Source organism: Solibacillus ferritrahens (genome assembly GCF_037027585.1).
GTDB lineage: Bacteria > Bacillota > Bacilli > Bacillales_A > Planococcaceae > Solibacillus > Solibacillus ferritrahens.
The window spans coordinates 105,396-125,033 of record NZ_JAXCLE010000010.1 but is presented as its reverse complement, the minus strand read 5'-3'; the positions used below and the strand labels follow the sequence as shown (position 1 = coordinate 125,033).

The following is a 19,638-nucleotide window of genomic DNA, read 5'->3' as shown; positions in this document are numbered from 1 at the left end:
AAAGAATATGATAAAGTTAATAAAGCTTAAAATATTGCTATATTTTATGCAAGATACTTTCCGGAATTGGTAATTTATTTAACCCGTTCTCATATTAAATGCCTTCAATTTGTTGGTATCTTCTAACCCCTAGATGGGTTAAATTTAATAACTTAAGGTGAAAAGAATGGATACAAACAATTATAATTTTAATAAGCGCTTCGACTGGCCGCTTACAACTATCCTATTCATATTTTTTGGTGTAAGCTTACTGGCTATTGCGTCTGCGCAAACTTCCGGGCAATACGTAACAAACTTTGTCCCTCGACAAATACTTAACTATGCAATCTTTGCCTTTATAGTCGCATTTGTCATGTACTTTGATCCGGATCAATACAAAAAACTGGCATGGCCATTATACGGTTTTGGACTCTTACTATTAATTGCAGTGGTTGCAATTCCAACATCGACTGGTATTACCGTCGAGCGAAATGGTGCTCAAAGTTGGTTTGAAACACCAATCGGAAGCATTCAACCCGCTGAGTTCATGAAAACATTTTTCATTTTAGCTACTGCTTATTTAATAAGTAAGCATAACGAAAGATACCAAATCAAAACGATCAAATCGGATTTCATGTTACTCGGTAAAATTGCAGCAACACTTATTGTGCCTCTTTCCTTAATTATGTTGCAGCCTGACTTAGGTTCAGGATTAGTATTTTTCGCGATTACCGCAGCACTTGTTATTGTGGGAGGAGTAACTTGGAAGATTATTCTACCTCTTTTCGGTGGTGCTGCTGTTATAGGGGGTTCCCTATTATGGATGGCACTTTACATGCAGGATTTCCTTGAAAAAGCTTTTGGATTCCAGCCATATCAATTTGCACGTATTTATTCTTGGTTGGATCCGTATTCATATGCAACTTCAGACGGCTATCATTTAATTACCTCACTAAATGCAATCGGTTCTGGAGAAATTTTCGGAAAAGGATTTATGGCACGTGAAGTATATGTTGCAGAAAACCATACAGACTTTATTTTCGCAGTAATTGGTGAAGAATGGGGCTTTGTTGGTGCGAGTGCTGTTATTTGCTTATACTTTTTGTTAATTTACCATTTAACGAAAATGACGCTGTTACTTAAAGATCCATTTTGTACTTATGTATGTGCAGGTATTATTGCCATGATTACGTTCCATGTATTTGAAAACATCGGGATGACGATACAACTATTACCTATCACAGGGATTCCATTACCTTTCATTAGTTACGGAGGAAGTTCAATGATGGGGAACGCTCTTGCAATCGGACTCGTGTACAGTATGAAATTTCATTACCGCACGTATATGTTTACTACAAATGATCCCGACAATGAATAAAATGAAAGGACCCGTTTTTAAAGGGTCCTCTACTACTTAGAAATTCAGGTAGGATGAAGATAACTTTCATCCTACCTGAATTTCTTTAATTTTGTGTTTGTGGAGTTTGTGTTGGTGGTGTTAAAACTTTTAAAAGCTCAAGACGAGATTTCGTAACTGTCGCCGTAACACCTATTTTTGATAAGTTTGTAACAATACGCTTTAAATCAATCTCTTTCGCCATTTGATTACACCTCAAACTTTCCTATTCTAATATATATAACGATTTTATGTTTTAAAAGTTTCAATTTTCAAAGGTCAGACCTTCTACTTCTCTATGGTATCATGGAATAGCTTATTTTTATTTTTCAGTTTCGTTACAAAAGTTAAATATAGTTAAACTTAACCTTTTCGCAAATTAAATAAACCCCCTTAACTGATTTTTTGTGAAAATTTACTCGTTTACAAGGGAATTTATTTATTTTTAACAAATGTTTATTATATACATATTAAAAACAAATTGTATTTAAATTTTAGGCATGTTTAGCAAATTTTACAAGTGGAAATAGTGTTATTATCACGAACAATTTTGGAGTAATATTGACTATTTCGAATAGAATTACTTCAAAAGGAGGGACATCAAATGGCACATTTAGATAAGAATATATTTATCCCTAAGGAGTTAATTAATTTCCATACGAGTTTAAGTCACTCTGCTGAACAGGTAGCCATATTAAAACCAGTAATGCAGCCGGCGTTTTTACATGAGAGTAAATTTGCAGGGCTACCGTTTTTAACACATGAAATGGAGCATCCAAAAGATAGACAGAATCGATATATGCTTTTTTTGGCACAACTAAATTTCTCGGAAATAAAGCTAGGTCACCCATTTCCTAAGGATGGTATTTTACAATTTTATATTGCTCAACAATGTTATGAGAAAGTAAAATTCCATTCGGATTATTGTCATTTTAAAGTTCAATATATCCCTGATATTGGGCACTATAATCAATTTATTCATGATTTCACCTATTTAGAATACGTAGACTTAAATAATTTTCCCATTCAACATGAAATGAAGCTTCTCCCTACTACTCAGTTTGAACCCGTATCAGCCATGGATTATCGGCTACATAATTATTTCAACCCTGAAATGATGAATGCATCTATTACATTGGATGACCGTTCATTCGAAGATGTTTATTTAGAAAGTTATTTAGCAGCTGAACATAAAATCGGAGGCTACCCTTATTTTATTCACCAGGATTTCCGAAAAACCTCTATGTATTTGCAGCATTATGATACATTATTGCTACAAATCGTTTCTAACGATGAACAAAATATAATGTGGGGAGATAGCGGGATTATTAGCTTCTTTATCAACTCGGAAAAATTAGCGCAATGTGATTTCTCGGATATATACTTCCATGTGGAGGAATATTAAGAAAATTAAGATACACTCGCTCTTATAGAATTGTCGAGTGTTTCTTTTTTTGTTTAGCCTTCATACGATATAATGAAGGAGAGAAGGAAAGTAGGTGAACTTTTTGAACGCTATTATTCAAGGCTATTTTTTATTTCCTATTATAATGTTTTTAAATATTATTTTTGCTTTAACCGTTATCTTTCTAGAGCGCAAAAAGCCTTCATCCACTTGGGCATGGTTACTTGTTCTTTTTTTCCTCCCGTTTGTTGGATTTTTTCTCTATTTATTATTGGGAAGACAATTGAGGAAAAAGCACTTATTCCGGTGGGATGGAAGAAAAGATATTGGAATTGAACAACTAATCTATTATCAAATTGAAACAATAGAAAATAATGAGTTGGAGCTGCGCACAGAACATATAAGAAATTATACCCGCCTTATGTATATGAATTTAAAAACAAGTAATGCCGTTTTAACCCAAGATAATGATATTAAGATTTTCGAAGATGGCAGTGACAAGTTCGAGTCACTTATCAGTGATATAAACCACGCAAAAAATCATATCCACATTCAATATTATATTTTTAAATTGGATAATTTAGGGCAAAGAATTATAAATGCGTTAATAAAAAAGGCAAAGCAAGGTGTACAGGTACGGGTTCTATTTGATGAGATGGGCTCCCGTGGCACTCGCAAACGTCATTTTAAAGAGCTGATTGAAGCTGGCGGGGAAGTAGAAGTGTTTTTCCCATCTATCCTCCCTTTAATCAATCCTCGATTAAACTTCCGAAATCATCGTAAAATCGCTGTTATAGATGGTCGAATTGGCTATATAGGTGGGTTTAACGTAGGGGACGAATATTTAGGGCTATCCGATCGATTCGGATACTGGCGGGATACCCATCTGCGTATTGAAGGAAGTGCTGTCCATCCATTACAGACACGGTTCATTTTGGATTGGAATCAGGCGAGTGCCAAAAAAGATCTTATCTATGCAGAGCGTTATTTTCCCATTATTCCGCAAAAAGGAACGGCCGCCCTTCAAATTATTTCAAGCGGACCTGATACAGAATGGGAAGTAATCAAAAATAATTACTTGCATTTAATAGCAAATGCAAAAAAATACGTGTACATACAGTCCCCGTATTTCATTCCAGATGAATCATTTTTTGATGCCATCCGTATCGCAGCTCTCTCAGGTATTGATGTACGCATCATGATTCCAAATAAGCCGGACCACATGTTTGTCTACTGGGCAACTTATTCATATGTAGGCCCACTTGTTGAAGCAGGCGCCAAAGTATATCATTATGAAAAAGGCTTTATTCATGCCAAAACGATTGTCGTTGATGATGAGATTGCTTCTGTCGGAACAGCCAATATTGATGTACGAAGTTTTAGTTTAAACTTTGAAGTTAACGCACTTATCTATGACCGCGCATTGGCCCACCGCCTTGCAGAAATATTTGAAAGTGACATAATGGATTGCTCCGAGCTTACATTGGAGCTTTATAAAAACCGGTCGAACTACACTAAATTCAGAGAATCGATATCACGGTTGTTATCACCAATCTTATAAAAAATGGGATGTGCTTATGAACAGCACACCCCATTTTTTTTAATTTATCCCTAAATATTCTTCCAATGTAACTCCTGCTTCATAAACCTTTGTTGCTAAATCGCCCTCTAAATAACGGAAATGCCAAGACTCATGCATAAAGCCGGTAATTTGCTCCTTACCTTTAGGGTAACGCAATATAAATCCGAATTTATGAGAATTTTGAGCTAACCATTGCCCTGCTTTTGTTTCACCGAAAGCATTCGTCAACCATAAATCCTCTTGACCCTTTTCGCCAATATCAAAGGCTAAGCCTGTTTGGTGTTCGGAATACCCCGGTCTTGCACTGTATCGGTCAGCAGCATCTTTACCGTCTCTTTTTACATAACGATCATATAATGTCTTTTGGTACTCATAAGAACGGAAGCCACTAAATGCAACTAGCTCTATTCCTTCTCCCTTAGCAGCTCCAGCCATTTTGTCAAATGCTGAGCGCGCCTTGGAATCCTCACCTTTATTATATGATGCTGGAAGAGGTATTTTTTTATTTACTATTAAAACCCCTTTTACATAAGTAGGGTCTGTTGCAGGTTCTTGTCCTACAATATAGCCATTTTCAAGTATTACTTCTTCTTTAGTGTCTGTTGAAGGTGTTTCCGACTTATCTCCATTCGGTTCTTCTTTTTGCTCACCTGGCAAAGAAAGAGGTTTTTCCTCCTGTGGCTTTATACCAGAGTTATCGTTACCTTCCAGTTGTGAAGGATTAGATGTGTTATCTGGTTCAGTTTTTTCCTCCTGCTCCGATGGGACGACAGGTTCCTCGAGCGTGCTTGACTGAGCGGTATTATATTTATAATAAATAGTGCCTAAAATCGCAATCAATAATATGATGGATATGGAAAAAATCAATACGATAGGGCTCTTTCTTTTTGCTTTTTGGTTCATTAAAGTTCGCCTTCTTCTTCTAATGTTATCCGTTGAGAATTACTAATAATACGACAATCGTTAAAACCGCAAACAAAGTAGACATATTACGCATCCATTTTGCTTCTTTTTCATGACCTTTTTCTTTAAATGTCCTTGCACGGAAAAAATTCGTAAACGTAAACATAATTGTCATTGATAAAATCGCTGCTTCCATATTTTGTTTTACTATAAAAAACAATGCAGATAAACTTGCTCCTGCTACTAATACGAGCGATATTGCTTTTTCATACTTTTTCATGTTTCTCTCCTTAAACTATGATTGCAAATTCACTATTCAATTAAGGCAACCTATTTTTTAATCTCTAGTTAGTATAAAACTAGTTTGATTGAGAATCAATTTTGAAAATCTTAATCATTTGTTTCATTTTAACAAAAGAAAAACTCTACATGTAACACTATATACCATGCAGAGTTTTGAAATATTTTTCTTTTTTTTCTGAAATTTATTATTAAAACCTTCCTGTCAAAAACATGATTTTTTGAATAAGTTGATTATAATTTTACGTTGTAAATTTAAAACATCATACATTTTCATATACGATTTCAGCCATTTCAAAGCGGAAAAATTCATGATGCAACTCATCACGGAAATGTTTCGGTGTTACACCAGTATATTTCTTAAATATTCTTGTGAAGTAGCTTTGATTACAAAAATGGAATTGTTCAGAAATTGATGTAATGCTCTTATTTGTATGGCGCAAATAATATTGAGATTCTTCTACTCGACGAACATTTAAATATTCCACCAATGTTATACCAACATGCTCACGGAATATTCGAGATAGATGACTCGTACTAATATGGAAGTTTGCTGCAATACTTTCAACTGTAAGATCATTTTCGAGCTCATCATTTATGTACATAATCACTTTGTTTACTGTCTGGTGACGGAATGTTGGCTGTTTACGATCAGCGATAAAGTATACATAAAATTCTACTAAATCATCCGCAAATTGTAGAAACTCGGCATCTTTCATTTTGTTTTCTACCATATCCGCACATGCTAAGTTAAAGGCAAATGCTTTTTTAGATGGAACTTGGTTGTCCAACAGCTTACGTGCCACAATTGAAGATAAAGTAACAAAATATGAACGTACTACTTTTATCACTTGTTTTCCAAAGCGTGCAGATAAAATGTCTATTATTTCATGTAGTGTCTTTTTCGCCTTTGTTGCTTCTAAATGATAAATTTCAAAAATTAATCGAGATTCCAACACAAAAAAATCCTCAATACCTGCGTATTGATTAATATTGTCAATCTCCTGAAAGTAGCGCTTTGAAATTGTTTCCGAAATCGAATACTGATGTAGTTGCATAAATTACCCCATCTTTCTTCAGAATAGACATTCTGTTTCTTAACTTAGAAAGACAACTCAAATACAAAAAGTACGTGATATTGTCCTTACATTGCAGATAGAGATGCCTACCGCTCCATCCAATCTGCTAAAATTTCTTTAATAAATTTTACAAATTATTATGTGAAGTAATTATTTATACGTATTAGAGTTTAATTAACTATAATATATTTCGTATATAATTGTGCATTTATTAGTAACTATAGTGAATATTAACATATTCTAACTTTTTCTTTCAACCTAATTTTAACATTCAGTATAGTTCTAAATGATTATGATACTTCCCTTTTTTAGAAATAGTATCCGTAAATGAATTTATATTACTAGTAAATCAAACCTTTTTTAGATTATAAATGGAATACATTTAGCCAATAAATATTTCCAATAAAATTCACTTTACTTTTATGTAAAAACTAATTATTTATAAAAAAAATCTTCTTAACCTTAATCTCTTTTAATATGTAGCAAAATAGTTCATAATTGTATAAAATGCTTATAAAGAGGTGTTATAAAGTGGAACCAAAACAAATAGAAGAAATTATGGAAGTCATTAAAGAATTTTTCCCTGAAAATACTTCCATTGCTATTTCAGATACGAATGAGTACATTTACTACCAACCAAGCAAAAAAGTAGATTTAAAAATTAAGCCAGGTGACCCAATTAAAGAAGGTTCAGCAGCTTACAAAGCATTAACGTATGGTCAGAAGATTAATTCTTACATTGAATCGGATGTATTCGGGGTTCCTTATTACGGAATGAGCATTCCCCTCATCGAAGAAGGTGAAACAAAAGGTGCCATTACGGCCATTTTCCCTCAAAAGCCCTCACCGTTCTTAACAAATTATATTACAGTGAAAATTGATGATTGTTGGTACCCAATTAAACATAATCAGGTTATCTATCTGGAAACTCAATTACGTAAAACTTTTGTTAAAACGATGCAACGCGAAGGCTACCACCGTTTGAATCTAAGTGACTTGGAGCTGTTCTTGGCACCTGATTCATTTATTCGATGCCACCGTTCATATATCGTGAACATCGATTATATTGAAGAAATCCAACGCTATGCCAGCTACTTCCGCCGCTCTTTAGGATTCTAAACGAAATTTACTAAGCGACTTGTTTATAACAAGTCGCTTTTATCTTTTTTTAAACTGATTGCTTTCCCCTTTTCAAGCACTTTTTTATATTAATTGTAAAAATCTGCTCATTACCAACACAAATAAATTAACCTTAAAAGCGAATTTATCTACTTTAAACTTTATAGTTCTCGAATAATCGTCTTTTAAGCGCTTTTATGCTATGTGTGAAGTTATTGTGACAATTTGGTGATATTATTAACGTAAATGCCAGTTTAGTACCTGGTTAAAAAAACAGAAAATTCTAATATTATTTTCTGATTAATCAAACGATTAAAAAACTTTTTTAGGGGAGGATTTTTAAATGGATCCACGAGTTGAGAAACGTTTAGGTTTAAAAGGGTTAGCAGATAAAATTGTAACAGCTGAACAAGCAGCTGCTTTAATCGAAAACGGTACAGTAGTAGGGATGTCCGGATTCACACGTGCAGGGGATGCTAAAGTAGTACCAATGGCTTTAGTTGAGCGCGCTAAAAATGAAAAAATTAAAATTGATGTATATACAGGGGCTTCATTAGGTCCTGAAGTTGATAACCATTTAGCTGCTGCTGGTGTTATTAACAAACGCGGTCCTTTCCAGGGAGATGCAGTAATGCGCGGTTTAATTAACAAAGGCGAAATTTCTTATGTAGACGCTCACCTTTCTCATAATGCTGAGTTAGTGCGCCAAGGAATTATCGGCCCTATCAAGCACTTAATTTTAGAAGCTGTAGCTATTACAGAAGATGGATTAATTATTCCATCAAACTCTGTAGGTAACTCGCCAATTTTTGCTGAGTATGCTGAGAACATTATTATCGAATTAAATATCTCACATCCAGAAGCATTAATCGGTATTCACGATATTTACGTTCCAGGTGAACAAGGTAAGCGTGATGCTATTCCAATGACAAATGCTGAGCAACGTATTGGTGAAATTGGTATTCGCGTAGATTTAGACAAAATTCAAGCAATCGTTATTTCTGAAGAGCCAGACGCTCCTTCATTAATCGTTCCTCCAGATGAGGAAACTCAAAACATGGCAAACATCTTATTAGACTTCTTCCGCGATGAAATCAAAGCTGGTCGTTTAACAAATGAATTAATGCCATTACAATCTGGTGTAGGTTCTGTAGCTAATGCTGTACTTGACGGTTTTGCTGATTCAGAATTCGAAAACTTAGTAGTAGCTTCTGAAGTATTACAAGACGCTGTATTCAACTTAATTGACGCTGGTAAAGTTCGCTTTGCAGCTGCAACATCAATTACACTTACTGAAGAATTACAGAAAAAAGTATACGGCAACTTAGAAAAGTATGCTGATAAAATTTGCTTACGTCCACAGGAAATTTCTAACCACCCAGAGCTTATCCGTCGTTTGGGCTTAATCTCAATCAACACTGCTCTTGAGTTGGACATCTATGGTAACGTAAACTCTACACACGTTTCAGGTACAAAAATGATGAATGGTATCGGCGGTTCTGGTGACTTCGCACGTAACGCTCGTCTTGGTATCTTCGTAACGAAATCATATGCAAAAGGCGGCGCGATTTCTTCAATCGTACCGATGGTTTCTCACGTAGACCACACTGAGCATGATGTAGACGTAATCGTAACTGAACAAGGTATCGCGGACTTACGCGGACTTGCTCCACAAGAGCGTGTTAAGTTAATCATCGAAAACTGTGCACACCCAGATTTCAAAGATCAATTATGGGATTACTACAACCGCGCTTACGAAGCTACAGGCGGCGCGCAAACTCCTCACATTTTAGAGGAAGCTCTTTCTTGGCACGTAAACCTTGCTAAAAATAAAACAATGAAAAAAGAAGTAGCTAAATCTTAATTTCATGCACACATATAGGGTTTGTCTGAAAGTCTTTATGACTATTCAGACAAACCCTTTTTTTGTTGCTATAGTTTTTAATTATTTATTTAGAACGTTTATCCTGCTCTTCATTGTAATAATCCGTTGTTGTTTGAGCGCCTTCTTCAACCATTTGGTTACCTTCTAAAGTATGATCGGCAACATCTCCGGCTGTCATTGCAACTTCTTCCAACGTTTCTTCCTCATAGTCATCTTTTCCGACAGAGGCAGACTTAGCAATATTCGTATTCAGATCTTTCGTAATTGGAGAATGGGCCGCATCGTTACCGGTTACTTTTTCTTGGGCTTTCTGCATTAAACCTTGCATGCCACCCTTTTCATCTACTTTACCTTTTGCTTTATTTAAATAATCCATTGCTTTATCACGGTTTTCTTTCTTACTTAAGAAAGACGCTGCTCCAGCTATTAAACCCGCCATTACAACACCTTTACCTTTTAATTTAGCCATAATATTACCTCCAATATCATTTGATTTTGTTTTCCATTCATATTACTAATATACCCTGTGAATTTCTTTTAAAACCTTAACTATTTAGGATTAAAAAATCCAAAAAACGGATATTAATAAGTAATAAAGCAAAATAAAGGGGTGTTGACTATGATCCAAAAAAAGGAAATTACATACAAAGGCACTGAAATGCTCACTCTTCTTGGCGTCTCTGGAGTCATTACTTTTATAATTTCACTTTTTGTCGGCTTTTAATCAAAAATTAATTTTATTTAATATGTATAAAGAAAAACACGATTCCCCACCACAGTGGGAATTCGTGTTTTTGCATTTTTTATACTTTTACATCATCATATGCATCACTATTATCAAATGAAGATACGACATATGAGCAAAGGGCTTTCATCTTATAATTATTTTCTCGGGCATAGTTTGCCGCTTCATCCAAAAGTTTTTTAGCTACCCCTTGACCGCGCAACTCATTTGATACATACGTATGATCCATAACCATGACCCCATCGCGTAACACCCAAGTAATCTCCGCTAGACGTTCCCCGTTCACTTCATATTCAAAAGCTCCATTGTTATTTCCGTGGTCTTTGTACGTAAATTCCATCATTTCCCCTCCTTTACTATTCACAATAATATATCATAGTTTGAATTTTCTTGAAAAATAAAAGCACCCAATCATGAGCGCTTTTAAATAGTACTATTCTTTCTTAAACCAAGATGAAATCGTATCGATTAAATTAGTGAAAAAGTTTTTGACACCTTGCCAGAATCCTTCATCTTCTAAAATACCGCCGAAAGTTTCATCAAATTTTGCAGTTAAATCTGAAAGCTGCGAAGATAGTTTACTAAAATCAATATTTAGATTACTGATACGGTCCATTAAATCCACTAATAATTGACGGTCTTTCTCACTTAAATTAATTTGCAGCTTATCCAATTGTTCTTCAACAATTTGTTGAACTTCCTCTTTGGTAGCCGGCTTGTTTTCAGCAATCTCTTTTTTAATTTGTGTTAATAGCTCTGCTACCTGTTCATCTGTAACACCTGCTGACTCGGCAAGTGAAGTGGCAACTGACAATTCATCATTAGCAACATCTGTACGTTCAATATCCAATGTTTCGCCTGTTTTTACTTCATAAGCTTTATAAATTCCCACTAACGCAGAGTGACCTGTTACTGGTTTTGGTGCTGCAATTTCTACAATCGCGTCTTCAATACCTGCAGTTAACATTGCGCTTGCATACATTTCTGATGTTACTTGTGTAATATCATTTGGAGTAACTATGCTAATTGTCAATCCTTTCCCTGCATCTTGACGCGTAATTTTAGCAGATGAGAACATGCGGGAACTAGGGTTGCTGTCTTTTATATATTTAGCTAAATCTTGTCCTGATATGGTAATTTCATCAACTTCTGTTTCTTGAGAGACACGCAAAGCAGTTTTTACAATCTCTTTTTCACTCTCGGATAAATTCGATCCATAAACTACGATTGGCACCCCTAATTTTTCATTGATTGGATTTTTTTGATCAGTTGTTGCTGCAGACGCATTCAATGGTAATACTACCGAGATTAATAGTGCAAACGTCGCAACTAATGCAATCCATTTTTGTTTCATTATTAAATCCCCCTTTTTAAATGTATATTCCCATTTTCACCTAATCTTGTCCTAATTTCATATACATTCTCTATTAATACGAATAAAAAAAGTAAAAGGTTGCAAAATTTATCTCACCTTTTACTTTTCAAAGAACGTATTTAATCTCTGACGATTTCCGTCCAGCCATCTTTTTGTGTAATTTTACGTGCTTTCATTAATGTACCAAGTGCACGTTTAAACGAGCCTTTACTCATTTTGAACATTTCCGTAATTTCTTCCGGTGTTGACTTATCTCCGAACGGCATTTTACCACCGATGCTTTCTAAATAAGCGAAGATTTTTTCTGCATCTTCTCCTAAGCGTTCATGCTTTCGAGGTAAAAATGATCCGTTTAGTGATCCATCTTCCTTCACATCAATAATTCGTACCTGTACATCTTGTCCTAAGCGAGGTTCAGCTTTCATTTCTGACTCATGTACGAATATACGATAAGGTTTTTCAACACCCAGTAAAAATGACCCTACTGGTAATAGACGATATGGGCGAGCTGTAATGTTTTTATTGAACAGCTCTGCTTCAGCACCCTCATACATGTCATTTACCTTTTCTTCTGTAACTAAACGACCAAACAAATCACCGTTGCGATCTGTACGCAATGTCATGTACAAATGGTCGCCTGACTCCGGCCATACTTCGGAAATAGCTGGTAAATCTTCTGCACGGACTAAAACTTCACGAGATGTGCCAATATCGCAAAATGCACCTTCTTTTGTAACTTTTAAAACGCGTGCCCAACCATAATCTGCTTCTGTAATATGGGGAATTGCTGTTGTCGCTTGAAGATCTCCACGTCTGTCCGCATATAAGAAAACCTTTACTATATCCCCAATCGCTACCGTCTCTATTACATCAGAAGCGTTTAATGGGATTTCTAAATCACCGTTAGTTAATACATATCGTGATCCTTGTTCCTCTAATACAGTTAATTCCACTACTTGTCCTGATTTAATTAATTGATTCATGATATTCTCCTTTTTCTCGTCAATCATTACATATTATGATTTGATTTCATTTCTTCTAGCTTCCTTGTCATGTCCGGCTCTTCTTCTAAAAGCTGTACTAAATCGGCAATACGATCAATCGAATTCCAACTTAAATGATGTTCGATACCTTCGACATCTTCATAAATATGTTCTTCATTTACCCCAATTAAACGCAAGAATTGTTCCAGCAAGTCATGTCGTTGAACAAGTCGCTTTCCTAATTTTTGCCCTTTTGGCGTCAATGTTAAGCCTCTATATTTCTCATACAGTAAATATCCATCTTTATCTAATTTCTGCACCATTTTCGTAACGGAGGAAGGTAGAACAGATAAAGCTTCTGCGATATCGGACACACGAGCATACCCTTTATTTTCTATCAATAAATAAATTTGTTCAATGTGGTCCTCCATGCTAGGTGTTGGCATAACTGTTCCCTCTCTTTCAATTGCTCCTTTAAGTTTACTACAATTTCATACAAAAAGTTAACTGAAAACAGTGAACGTTAAAAAAGGGTTATTCGAATTAGTTTGTCCCTAATTGAATACCCTCTTATTTTAAATCTATGTTAAAGGTTGCCATACAGCTACATAATTTATACATATCATTGATTTTCCCCCAAGGAATTATGGATGACTTGGGTATCGATTGACGAGATGAAGTGCACGGATAATTTGTTTGTTGATTTCTTCAATACTTTCAGGTGTGTTCATTTGGTTGAATGCAGCATCTCTGGATTCTTCTGAAGCGACATATCGAGCAGGTAAAGAATTCAATGCTATGGCAGCTACATCCATTTCACATTGTTTGCAGTGACAAAATGTCTGGTATTCCACGCCATGCAACAAAAAACTTACAATTCCTCTTACAATCTCTTCTGTAACATTTACTAATTTTATATTTGACATTTTGATATTTAGACCTTCCGCCTCTTTTCAGTAATATAACTTTAATAATATAACTTTAATAAAAATAACTCAAGAGCTAGTTCCTTTGACTCTTATCTTTACTCTATATACCTTTTTAGTCTAATTAATTTTCAGTAAGCGTAATGCATTTAAAATAACTAGCAATGTCGCACCCATATCAGCAAAGATTGCAATCCATAAGGTCAACCACCCAGGTATAATAAGTAAAAGCGCAAGAAGTTTCAATCCGAGTGCGAACGTAATATTTTGTTTAATTATTTTCATTGCTTTTTTACTCAACTTCATCGTATACGGTAGTTTTGTAAGGTCATCTGCCATAAAAACAATTTGGGCTGTCTCAAGTGCTGCGTCAGTTCCTGCTCCTCCCATTGCTATCCCGATATTAGCTGATGCTAAGGCAGGCGCGTCATTTACCCCATCTCCAACCATTGCGACGAAATGATATTGTTGTTGCAAGTCCTTCATTGCCTGTAACTTGGACTGCGGCAAAAGGTTTGCTCTTACGTCATCGATCTGAAGTTGCCCTGCAATTTTTTCTGCTGTTAATGATTCATCACCTGTCAGCATTACAGTATGCTGAATATCATTTTCGTGCAGTGCTGCAATGACTTCTTTACTTTCCGGTCTAAGTTGATCGGCAATCGATAAAACACCTAAAATGCGTTTCTCATTTGCAGCTACGATTACCGAATGACCGCTTGATGCATGCTGTTCAACTTTTTGTAATAAGTACTTGGAAATAGGCACAATTGATTGAATCCATTTCACACTTCCTACATAAATTACTTCACCATTTACCGATGCATAGGCACCTTTTCCTGTCACTGACTGAAAATCAACAGCATCGGGAATAAGAATCTTTTTATCAAAAGCTTTCGCTAAAATTGCTCGGGCTAAAGGATGCTGTGATTTTTTTTCGACAGCGGCTACTTTTGCGAGTAATATATCCGTATTTTTATCATCTTCCATTTCAATTGCCATTACCTCTGGTTGACCTTTTGTTAAAGTTCCAGTTTTATCAAAAGCAACTGCTTTAATGCGGGCCAATTCCTCTAAATAAACCTCACCCTTAATTAATACACCGTTGCGAGCGGCATTACCAATTGCAGTGACGATAGCAACAGGTGTTGAAATTACAAGCGCACACGGACACCCTACAACCAAGACTGCCAAACCTTGATAAACCCAATGTAGCCAATCGCCCGTTATGATGCTCGGTACAATCGTTACTAATAATGCAACAACTATAATTGCTGGCGTATAATATTTTGCAAACCGGTCAACAAACTTTTGTGATGGTGCTTTTTCAGCCTGTGCTTCTTCAACTAAATGAATAATCTTAGCAATCGTTGTATCTTCTACCCGTTTGGTCACTTTTACCTCTAAGGCACCTGCTTCATTTATTGTCCCCGCAAATACTGCATCCCCAATCTGTTTGGCAATAGGGATTGGTTCACCTGTAATCGCTGCTTGATTGACGGTGGAAGTACCAGTAACTACGACACCATCCATAGCAATTTTCTGTCCTGGTTTAACAATTAAAATATCCCCAACTTGAATCATATCAGTTGGGACTTCTCTTTCATCAGAGTGCCCATCATGCGCTTGCCTAATAGTCGCTGTATCTGGCGCCAAATCGATTAATTGGGAAATGGATTGGCGGGCTTTATTCATCGAATATGCTTCCAAAGCTTCACTTACCGCAAAGAGAAATACGACAATTGCAGCCTCTTGCCATTCGCCTATAATGGCCGCTCCGATTATCGCAATTGTTATTAATGTCTTCATATCGAATTCCAAATGGAATAAGTTCTTTATCCCCGTTAGGAAAGTAGCATAGCCTCCTACAACGATGGCGACCGCATAAAGACTATTTACGATAATGTGTCCCTCCTGAAATATGTAACTGCAAAGGATTCCAACTAATACAAATAATAATGAAAATGCAGCAAGTTTATTTTCTCGACGCTTATAAAACGGTATCGTTTCTACCATTAATCGCTCATTTGCGCGGACAACTTTAATTCCATCAAAAGCTCCTGCAGCTTCTAGTTGATCAATTGTTACTTCACCTGTTACCGTTAGCTTGGCTGCACCGAAATTCAAAAGTACATCTTCAACCGAATCAATTCCCCTTAAGTTTCGCTCAAATTTTGCAGCACAGTTTGCACAGGACAAATTTTCCAAGCGATACTGTTCTGTTTTTGTCACCATGCGATTCACTCCTTTGAATGTTCATAAGCAATCATGACAATTTGATGCACATGGTCATCTGCTAACGAATAATATACTAATTTCCCTACACGTGTAGACTTTGCCAAACCATGCTCTTTTAAATAACGTAAGTGGTGGGAAGCTGTTGCTGTACTCATACCGATGATTGCTGCTACATCACATACACAAAGTCGCTTTTCTATTGTCAATGCAAATGTAATTTTCAGACGGGTTTCATCTGCAAGTGCCTTTAAAAATTTTGCTAACCTGGAAAGATCGGGCATTTGCTCTTTTACAGCTTCCAATGCTTCCTCATTTACCTTTGTTACATCACAAGTATCCTTCAATTTCCGCACCTCATTCAAATATTGGTTTGAATGTATTATAGCTTATGCACTTTTTACATTCAAATGATTGTTTGAATGTAAAAAAAAACCTCCCTTTAATAAAAGGAAGGTTTTTCACTCTTGTTATTCGGCTTTCAAAATCAACTCGTATCTCGTATTAATAGTGCCATCGATATTAGTTTTGTGATAACGACCATATACCCAATTTGATACTTGATTGTCATACCATTTCGACTTCATATGCCCGCTTTGACCAGGACCAACAATATGATGCGCTGTAGATAAATTATTTAAATCAGCTACAAAGCGCCAAGATGCACCATGCTTCACATTTCCGTTTCCGTCTTCTGAAGCAGCCTGAACTGTTACACTCGAACCGCCTACTGCCAGCCTTTCTGGATTTACGTAATCTGCTAAGAAGTCAGATGCACTTGCTAATGGATGGCTGAAAGTTAATTTATTGTAACTTCCCCATTTCCATTTTGAAACTGCTGTACCAAATTTACCTTCAATTTTCGTTACAGCATCTTCAAATGCAGTATAAACGAATTGATCTAAGCCGCCTTCTTCTGTAATCCATACCCCTGGATTGCCGGCATATGCATCACGAAGCATTTGATCGGTAATCTGAGATTTTCCTGGCATTAATTTGAAGACATCTTCTGGCATCGCATCTTTAAATAAGGCATTTTCCATATTTTCAATTAGGAAGTGATATACGAGCGGTGCACCCTGCTCTTTATCATCATAATACTCCCACTCTTCCAATAGTGTAATAACCTTTTTATATTTGCCCTCTGTATCCTGCGCTTTAATCGTTTCCAGTAGGCTTGGTAAAAACTCTGCGGCATGCAAGTTTTTCTTATCCATTTGCATCCCTTTCATTTCCGCAGCTGTTAGCTTTAATAATTCTCCCGTCTCGTCGTTATAAACAGGTGTTTCAATCATTTCCACAATACGTTCATAACGATATGGCTGTGCCCAAAGGTTGGAAATATGATATGGATATTCTTCGCCTACTATTTGATTGTTTGCTGTCGCAATATAACCTTCTTCTGGATTAATGACAGTCGGTAACTCATCAAATGGAATATAGCTTTCCCAACCGTATTCAGAAGAATTCCCTGGTACCGGTAATGCCCCTGTACCTTGTTTACGAATCGGCACTAAACCATTGGCTTTATAGGCAATCGTACCGTCTGTTGAAGCAAATACAAAGTTTTGTGCGGGTGCTTTGAAGTCTTCTAATGCAACTTCAAACTCCTCCCAATTTGTTGCTTTATTGAAGCCTAATACTGCTTTTAATTCCTGTGTGGATTGAAGCGCTGTCCACTGCATTGAAAACTGCTCTTTAACTTCTGTTTCCTTTAGCATTATGTTTGAAATGATTGGACCATGACGTGTTTCCACTACTTCGAAGTCAATCGTTTTACCGTCTTTTACTTTTATAGGTTCTTCTCGAACAGTTGCATCTTCCCATTTACCATCATATTCAAATTGATATGGATTTTCCGGGTTTGGAGTTTCGATATATAGATCCTGTACATCAGGATTTACATTCGTAACTCCCCATGCAATTTGTTCGTTATGTCCTAAAATAATGCCTGGAATTCCCGCAAAAATAACACCGCTCACATTTTGTTCAGGGGATTTTAAGTGCATTTGATACCAAACAGATGGCGTACCTAAGCCTAGATGTGGGTCATCCGCAAGTAGCGGTTTCCCTGATTTCGTAAACTTCCCGCCAATTACCCAGTTGTTACTTCCGTTAAATTCCTGAGGTAAATAATCTGTTGTAAAGGCAGTCGTAATATCCGTTTCTATATTTAAATTTGCCTCAATAATTGACTTTGCATTTTCCGGGTATTCTACAAATAATTCTTTAGCCTGCTCTTCTGTATAATTTTGTAACGCCCATGAACGGAATGCTTGTTGATTCCAGTTCCCACCAAGGTCGTATGCCATATATTTTCCTATTACCAATGAATCAATTGGTGTCCAGGCTTCTGGTGTATAACCAAGCAGCTTAAATTCATAGGTAAGCTTGCTAGTCCCTTTTACTTCATCAATAAAAGCATTTACACCTTCTGTATACCATTCTAAAATTTGCTTAGATCCCGCATCATAATCTTCCCATGAATTTTCTGCTGCATGACGCAAGCTGAATGTACGGAAAAATTTATCGGTATTAACTGCAGATGCACCAACAACTTCCGCTAAAGTACCGCTTGCCTGACGACGAGCTAAATCCATTTGGAATAAACGATCCTGCGCTTGGACATAGCCCTGAGCGCGATAAAGATCTGCATCTGACTTCGCCTCAATATGAGGAACCCCTACACCATCCCTCGTAACTTCTACATCTTCATCTAAAATCGTAACAATCTTCTCACCTTCAATTAAAGGCTTCGAGTTAGATACGTATAAATGTAACCCAGCAACTGCTGAACCGCCCAGAACAATTAAAATCCCAATTGTCCAAATGACAATGTTAACAATTTTGCGCCCTTTTGCCTTTGTCGCCTGTTGTGCCATTAAATCCACCTCTTTATCTTGTATTTTGCAAAGTGTGATTTCTGCTTTACAAAAAATAGTTTTCTATAATTCTCTTTATCTTACACTGTTTTTAATTTTAATACGATAGGGCAATGATCGCTACCTAAAACTTGAAAATGTATGGACGCTTCTTCAATTTGTTCAACGAGGCGGTTCGAAATAATAAAGTAATCAATTCGCCATCCAATATTTCGCTCACGCACTTTTGCCATATAGCTCCACCACGTATAATGATCCGTTTCATTCGGGTGGAAATGGCGGAATGTATCTGTAAATCCACTGTCAAGTAAGTCGGTCATTTTACCTCGCTCTTCATATGTAAATCCGGAATTGCCAATATTGGATTTGACGTTTTTTATATCAAGCTCGCCGTGTGCAACATTTAAATCCCCACAATAAATGACGGGCTTTTTTGCATCAAGTTCCCTTAAATAATTCGCCATACGGTCTTCCCAAAGGAGACGTTCTATTAAGCGTGTTAAATCACGTTTTGCGTTCGGTGTGTAAGTATTTACTAAATAAAAATTCTCGTATTCTAATGTAATAATACGCCCCTCATCAGGTGCAATTTCATTTTCAATACCATAAAATACCGCCAATGGTTTATGTTTCGTAAATACTGCTGTACCTGCATACCCCTTTTTTACTGCTGAATGCCAATACTGATAATATCCTTTCAATTGAAGGTCAATTTGTCCTTCCTGACATTTAGTTTCTTGAATACAGAAAAAGTCAGCTTGCATTTCATGAAAATAATCTAAAAAGCCTTTATTAACACATGCGCGTATACCATTTACATTCCACGAAATGAATTTCATCTTTT

General features: G+C 36.2%; 19 protein-coding genes. 5 read left to right on the top strand and 14 right to left on the bottom strand.

Translation table 11 applies throughout. The features are described 5' to 3' along the window. Nucleotides 1-166: 166 nt before the first annotated feature. Nucleotides 167-1,357 carry an FtsW/RodA/SpoVE family cell cycle protein gene (locus SNE38_RS11625; RefSeq protein WP_191704307.1) on the top strand — a complete coding sequence of 397 codons (1,191 nt, stop codon included), beginning with the start codon at nucleotides 167-169 and terminating at the stop codon, nucleotides 1,355-1,357. A gap of 85 nt (nucleotides 1,358-1,442) precedes the next feature. On the opposite strand, the gene SNE38_RS11620 is transcribed toward SNE38_RS11625, so the two are convergent. Next, nucleotides 1,443-1,580, bottom strand: a complete 138-nt coding sequence (locus SNE38_RS11620) for an Lmo0850 family protein (protein WP_336046538.1) — start codon at nucleotides 1,578-1,580, stop codon at nucleotides 1,443-1,445. 399 nt (nucleotides 1,581-1,979) lie between these two features. Between SNE38_RS11620 and SNE38_RS11615 the strand changes: the two genes are divergently transcribed. Both SNE38_RS11615 and cls read left to right on the top strand, forming a co-directional pair. After that, nucleotides 1,980-2,780, top strand: a complete 801-nt coding sequence (locus tag SNE38_RS11615) for a YwqG family protein (protein WP_191704305.1) — start codon at nucleotides 1,980-1,982, stop codon at nucleotides 2,778-2,780. 145 nt (nucleotides 2,781-2,925) lie between these two features. After that, complete coding sequence (gene cls, locus SNE38_RS11610) at nucleotides 2,926-4,341, top strand: cardiolipin synthase (protein WP_336046537.1); 1,416 nt, start codon at nucleotides 2,926-2,928, stop codon at nucleotides 4,339-4,341. Nucleotides 4,342-4,380: 39 nt separating this feature from the next. Here the strand turns inward: cls and SNE38_RS11605 are convergent, their stop codons facing one another. From SNE38_RS11605 to SNE38_RS11595, 3 genes are all read right to left on the bottom strand, one after another. After that, nucleotides 4,381-5,265: a M15 family metallopeptidase gene (locus SNE38_RS11605; RefSeq protein ID WP_336046536.1), complete on the bottom strand. Its 885-nt coding sequence runs from the start codon at nucleotides 5,263-5,265 to the stop codon at nucleotides 4,381-4,383. A gap of 25 nt (nucleotides 5,266-5,290) precedes the next feature. After that, nucleotides 5,291-5,545 carry a hypothetical protein gene (locus SNE38_RS11600; RefSeq protein ID WP_191704303.1) on the bottom strand — a complete coding sequence of 85 codons (255 nt, stop codon included), beginning with the start codon at nucleotides 5,543-5,545 and terminating at the stop codon, nucleotides 5,291-5,293. A 283-nt stretch (nucleotides 5,546-5,828) separates the two neighbouring features. After that, nucleotides 5,829-6,623: a helix-turn-helix transcriptional regulator gene (locus SNE38_RS11595; protein WP_191704302.1), complete on the bottom strand. Its 795-nt coding sequence runs from the start codon at nucleotides 6,621-6,623 to the stop codon at nucleotides 5,829-5,831. A gap of 552 nt (nucleotides 6,624-7,175) precedes the next feature. Here SNE38_RS11595 and SNE38_RS11590 point away from each other — a divergent pair. Together SNE38_RS11590 and SNE38_RS11585 are read left to right on the top strand one after the other, a co-directional pair. Then, nucleotides 7,176-7,763 (top strand): LytR/AlgR family response regulator transcription factor, encoded by a 588-nt coding sequence (locus SNE38_RS11590; RefSeq protein ID WP_336046535.1) that lies wholly within the window; start codon nucleotides 7,176-7,178, stop codon nucleotides 7,761-7,763. Nucleotides 7,764-8,106: 343 nt separating this feature from the next. Further along, nucleotides 8,107-9,627, top strand: a complete 1,521-nt coding sequence (locus SNE38_RS11585) for a succinate CoA transferase (RefSeq protein WP_191704300.1) — start codon at nucleotides 8,107-8,109, stop codon at nucleotides 9,625-9,627. An 85-nt stretch (nucleotides 9,628-9,712) separates the two neighbouring features. Here the strand turns inward: SNE38_RS11585 and SNE38_RS11580 are convergent, their stop codons facing one another. The 10 genes from SNE38_RS11580 to SNE38_RS11535 form a co-directional block, all read right to left on the bottom strand. Further along, the gene (locus SNE38_RS11580) at nucleotides 9,713-10,117 is read right to left on the bottom strand and encodes a 3-oxoacyl-ACP reductase (protein WP_191704299.1); all 405 of its coding nucleotides are present in this window, start codon (nucleotides 10,115-10,117) and stop codon (nucleotides 9,713-9,715) included. 334 nt (nucleotides 10,118-10,451) lie between these two features. Further along, nucleotides 10,452-10,733 (bottom strand): GNAT family N-acetyltransferase, encoded by a 282-nt coding sequence (locus SNE38_RS11575; RefSeq protein WP_191704298.1) that lies wholly within the window; start codon nucleotides 10,731-10,733, stop codon nucleotides 10,452-10,454. A gap of 93 nt (nucleotides 10,734-10,826) precedes the next feature. Beyond that, on the bottom strand, nucleotides 10,827-11,747 hold the full coding sequence (locus SNE38_RS11570) for a DUF1002 domain-containing protein (RefSeq protein WP_191704297.1): 921 nt from the start codon (nucleotides 11,745-11,747) through the stop codon (nucleotides 10,827-10,829). A gap of 140 nt (nucleotides 11,748-11,887) precedes the next feature. Then, nucleotides 11,888-12,751 carry a CvfB family protein gene (locus SNE38_RS11565; RefSeq protein WP_191704296.1) on the bottom strand — a complete coding sequence of 288 codons (864 nt, stop codon included), beginning with the start codon at nucleotides 12,749-12,751 and terminating at the stop codon, nucleotides 11,888-11,890. 26 nt (nucleotides 12,752-12,777) lie between these two features. Beyond that, complete coding sequence (gene mntR, locus SNE38_RS11560; RefSeq protein ID WP_191704295.1) at nucleotides 12,778-13,197, bottom strand: transcriptional regulator MntR; 420 nt, start codon at nucleotides 13,195-13,197, stop codon at nucleotides 12,778-12,780. A gap of 198 nt (nucleotides 13,198-13,395) precedes the next feature. Beyond that, a complete protein-coding gene (locus SNE38_RS11555) occupies nucleotides 13,396-13,677 on the bottom strand; it encodes a late competence development ComFB family protein (protein ID WP_191704294.1) in 282 nt (93 codons plus the stop codon). A 120-nt stretch (nucleotides 13,678-13,797) separates the two neighbouring features. After that, nucleotides 13,798-15,912 (bottom strand): heavy metal translocating P-type ATPase, encoded by a 2,115-nt coding sequence (locus SNE38_RS11550; protein ID WP_336046534.1) that lies wholly within the window; start codon nucleotides 15,910-15,912, stop codon nucleotides 13,798-13,800. Nucleotides 15,913-15,917: 5 nt separating this feature from the next. Further along, entirely contained in the window at nucleotides 15,918-16,259 is a 342-nt protein-coding gene (locus SNE38_RS11545) for an ArsR/SmtB family transcription factor (protein ID WP_225223815.1), read from the bottom strand. Nucleotides 16,260-16,382: 123 nt separating this feature from the next. Continuing rightward, nucleotides 16,383-18,794 carry a penicillin acylase family protein gene (locus tag SNE38_RS11540; protein ID WP_191704292.1) on the bottom strand — a complete coding sequence of 804 codons (2,412 nt, stop codon included), beginning with the start codon at nucleotides 18,792-18,794 and terminating at the stop codon, nucleotides 16,383-16,385. Nucleotides 18,795-18,874: 80 nt separating this feature from the next. Beyond that, the gene (locus SNE38_RS11535; RefSeq protein WP_336046533.1) at nucleotides 18,875-19,633 is read right to left on the bottom strand and encodes an exodeoxyribonuclease III; all 759 of its coding nucleotides are present in this window, start codon (nucleotides 19,631-19,633) and stop codon (nucleotides 18,875-18,877) included. Nucleotides 19,634-19,638 lie beyond the last annotated feature (5 nt).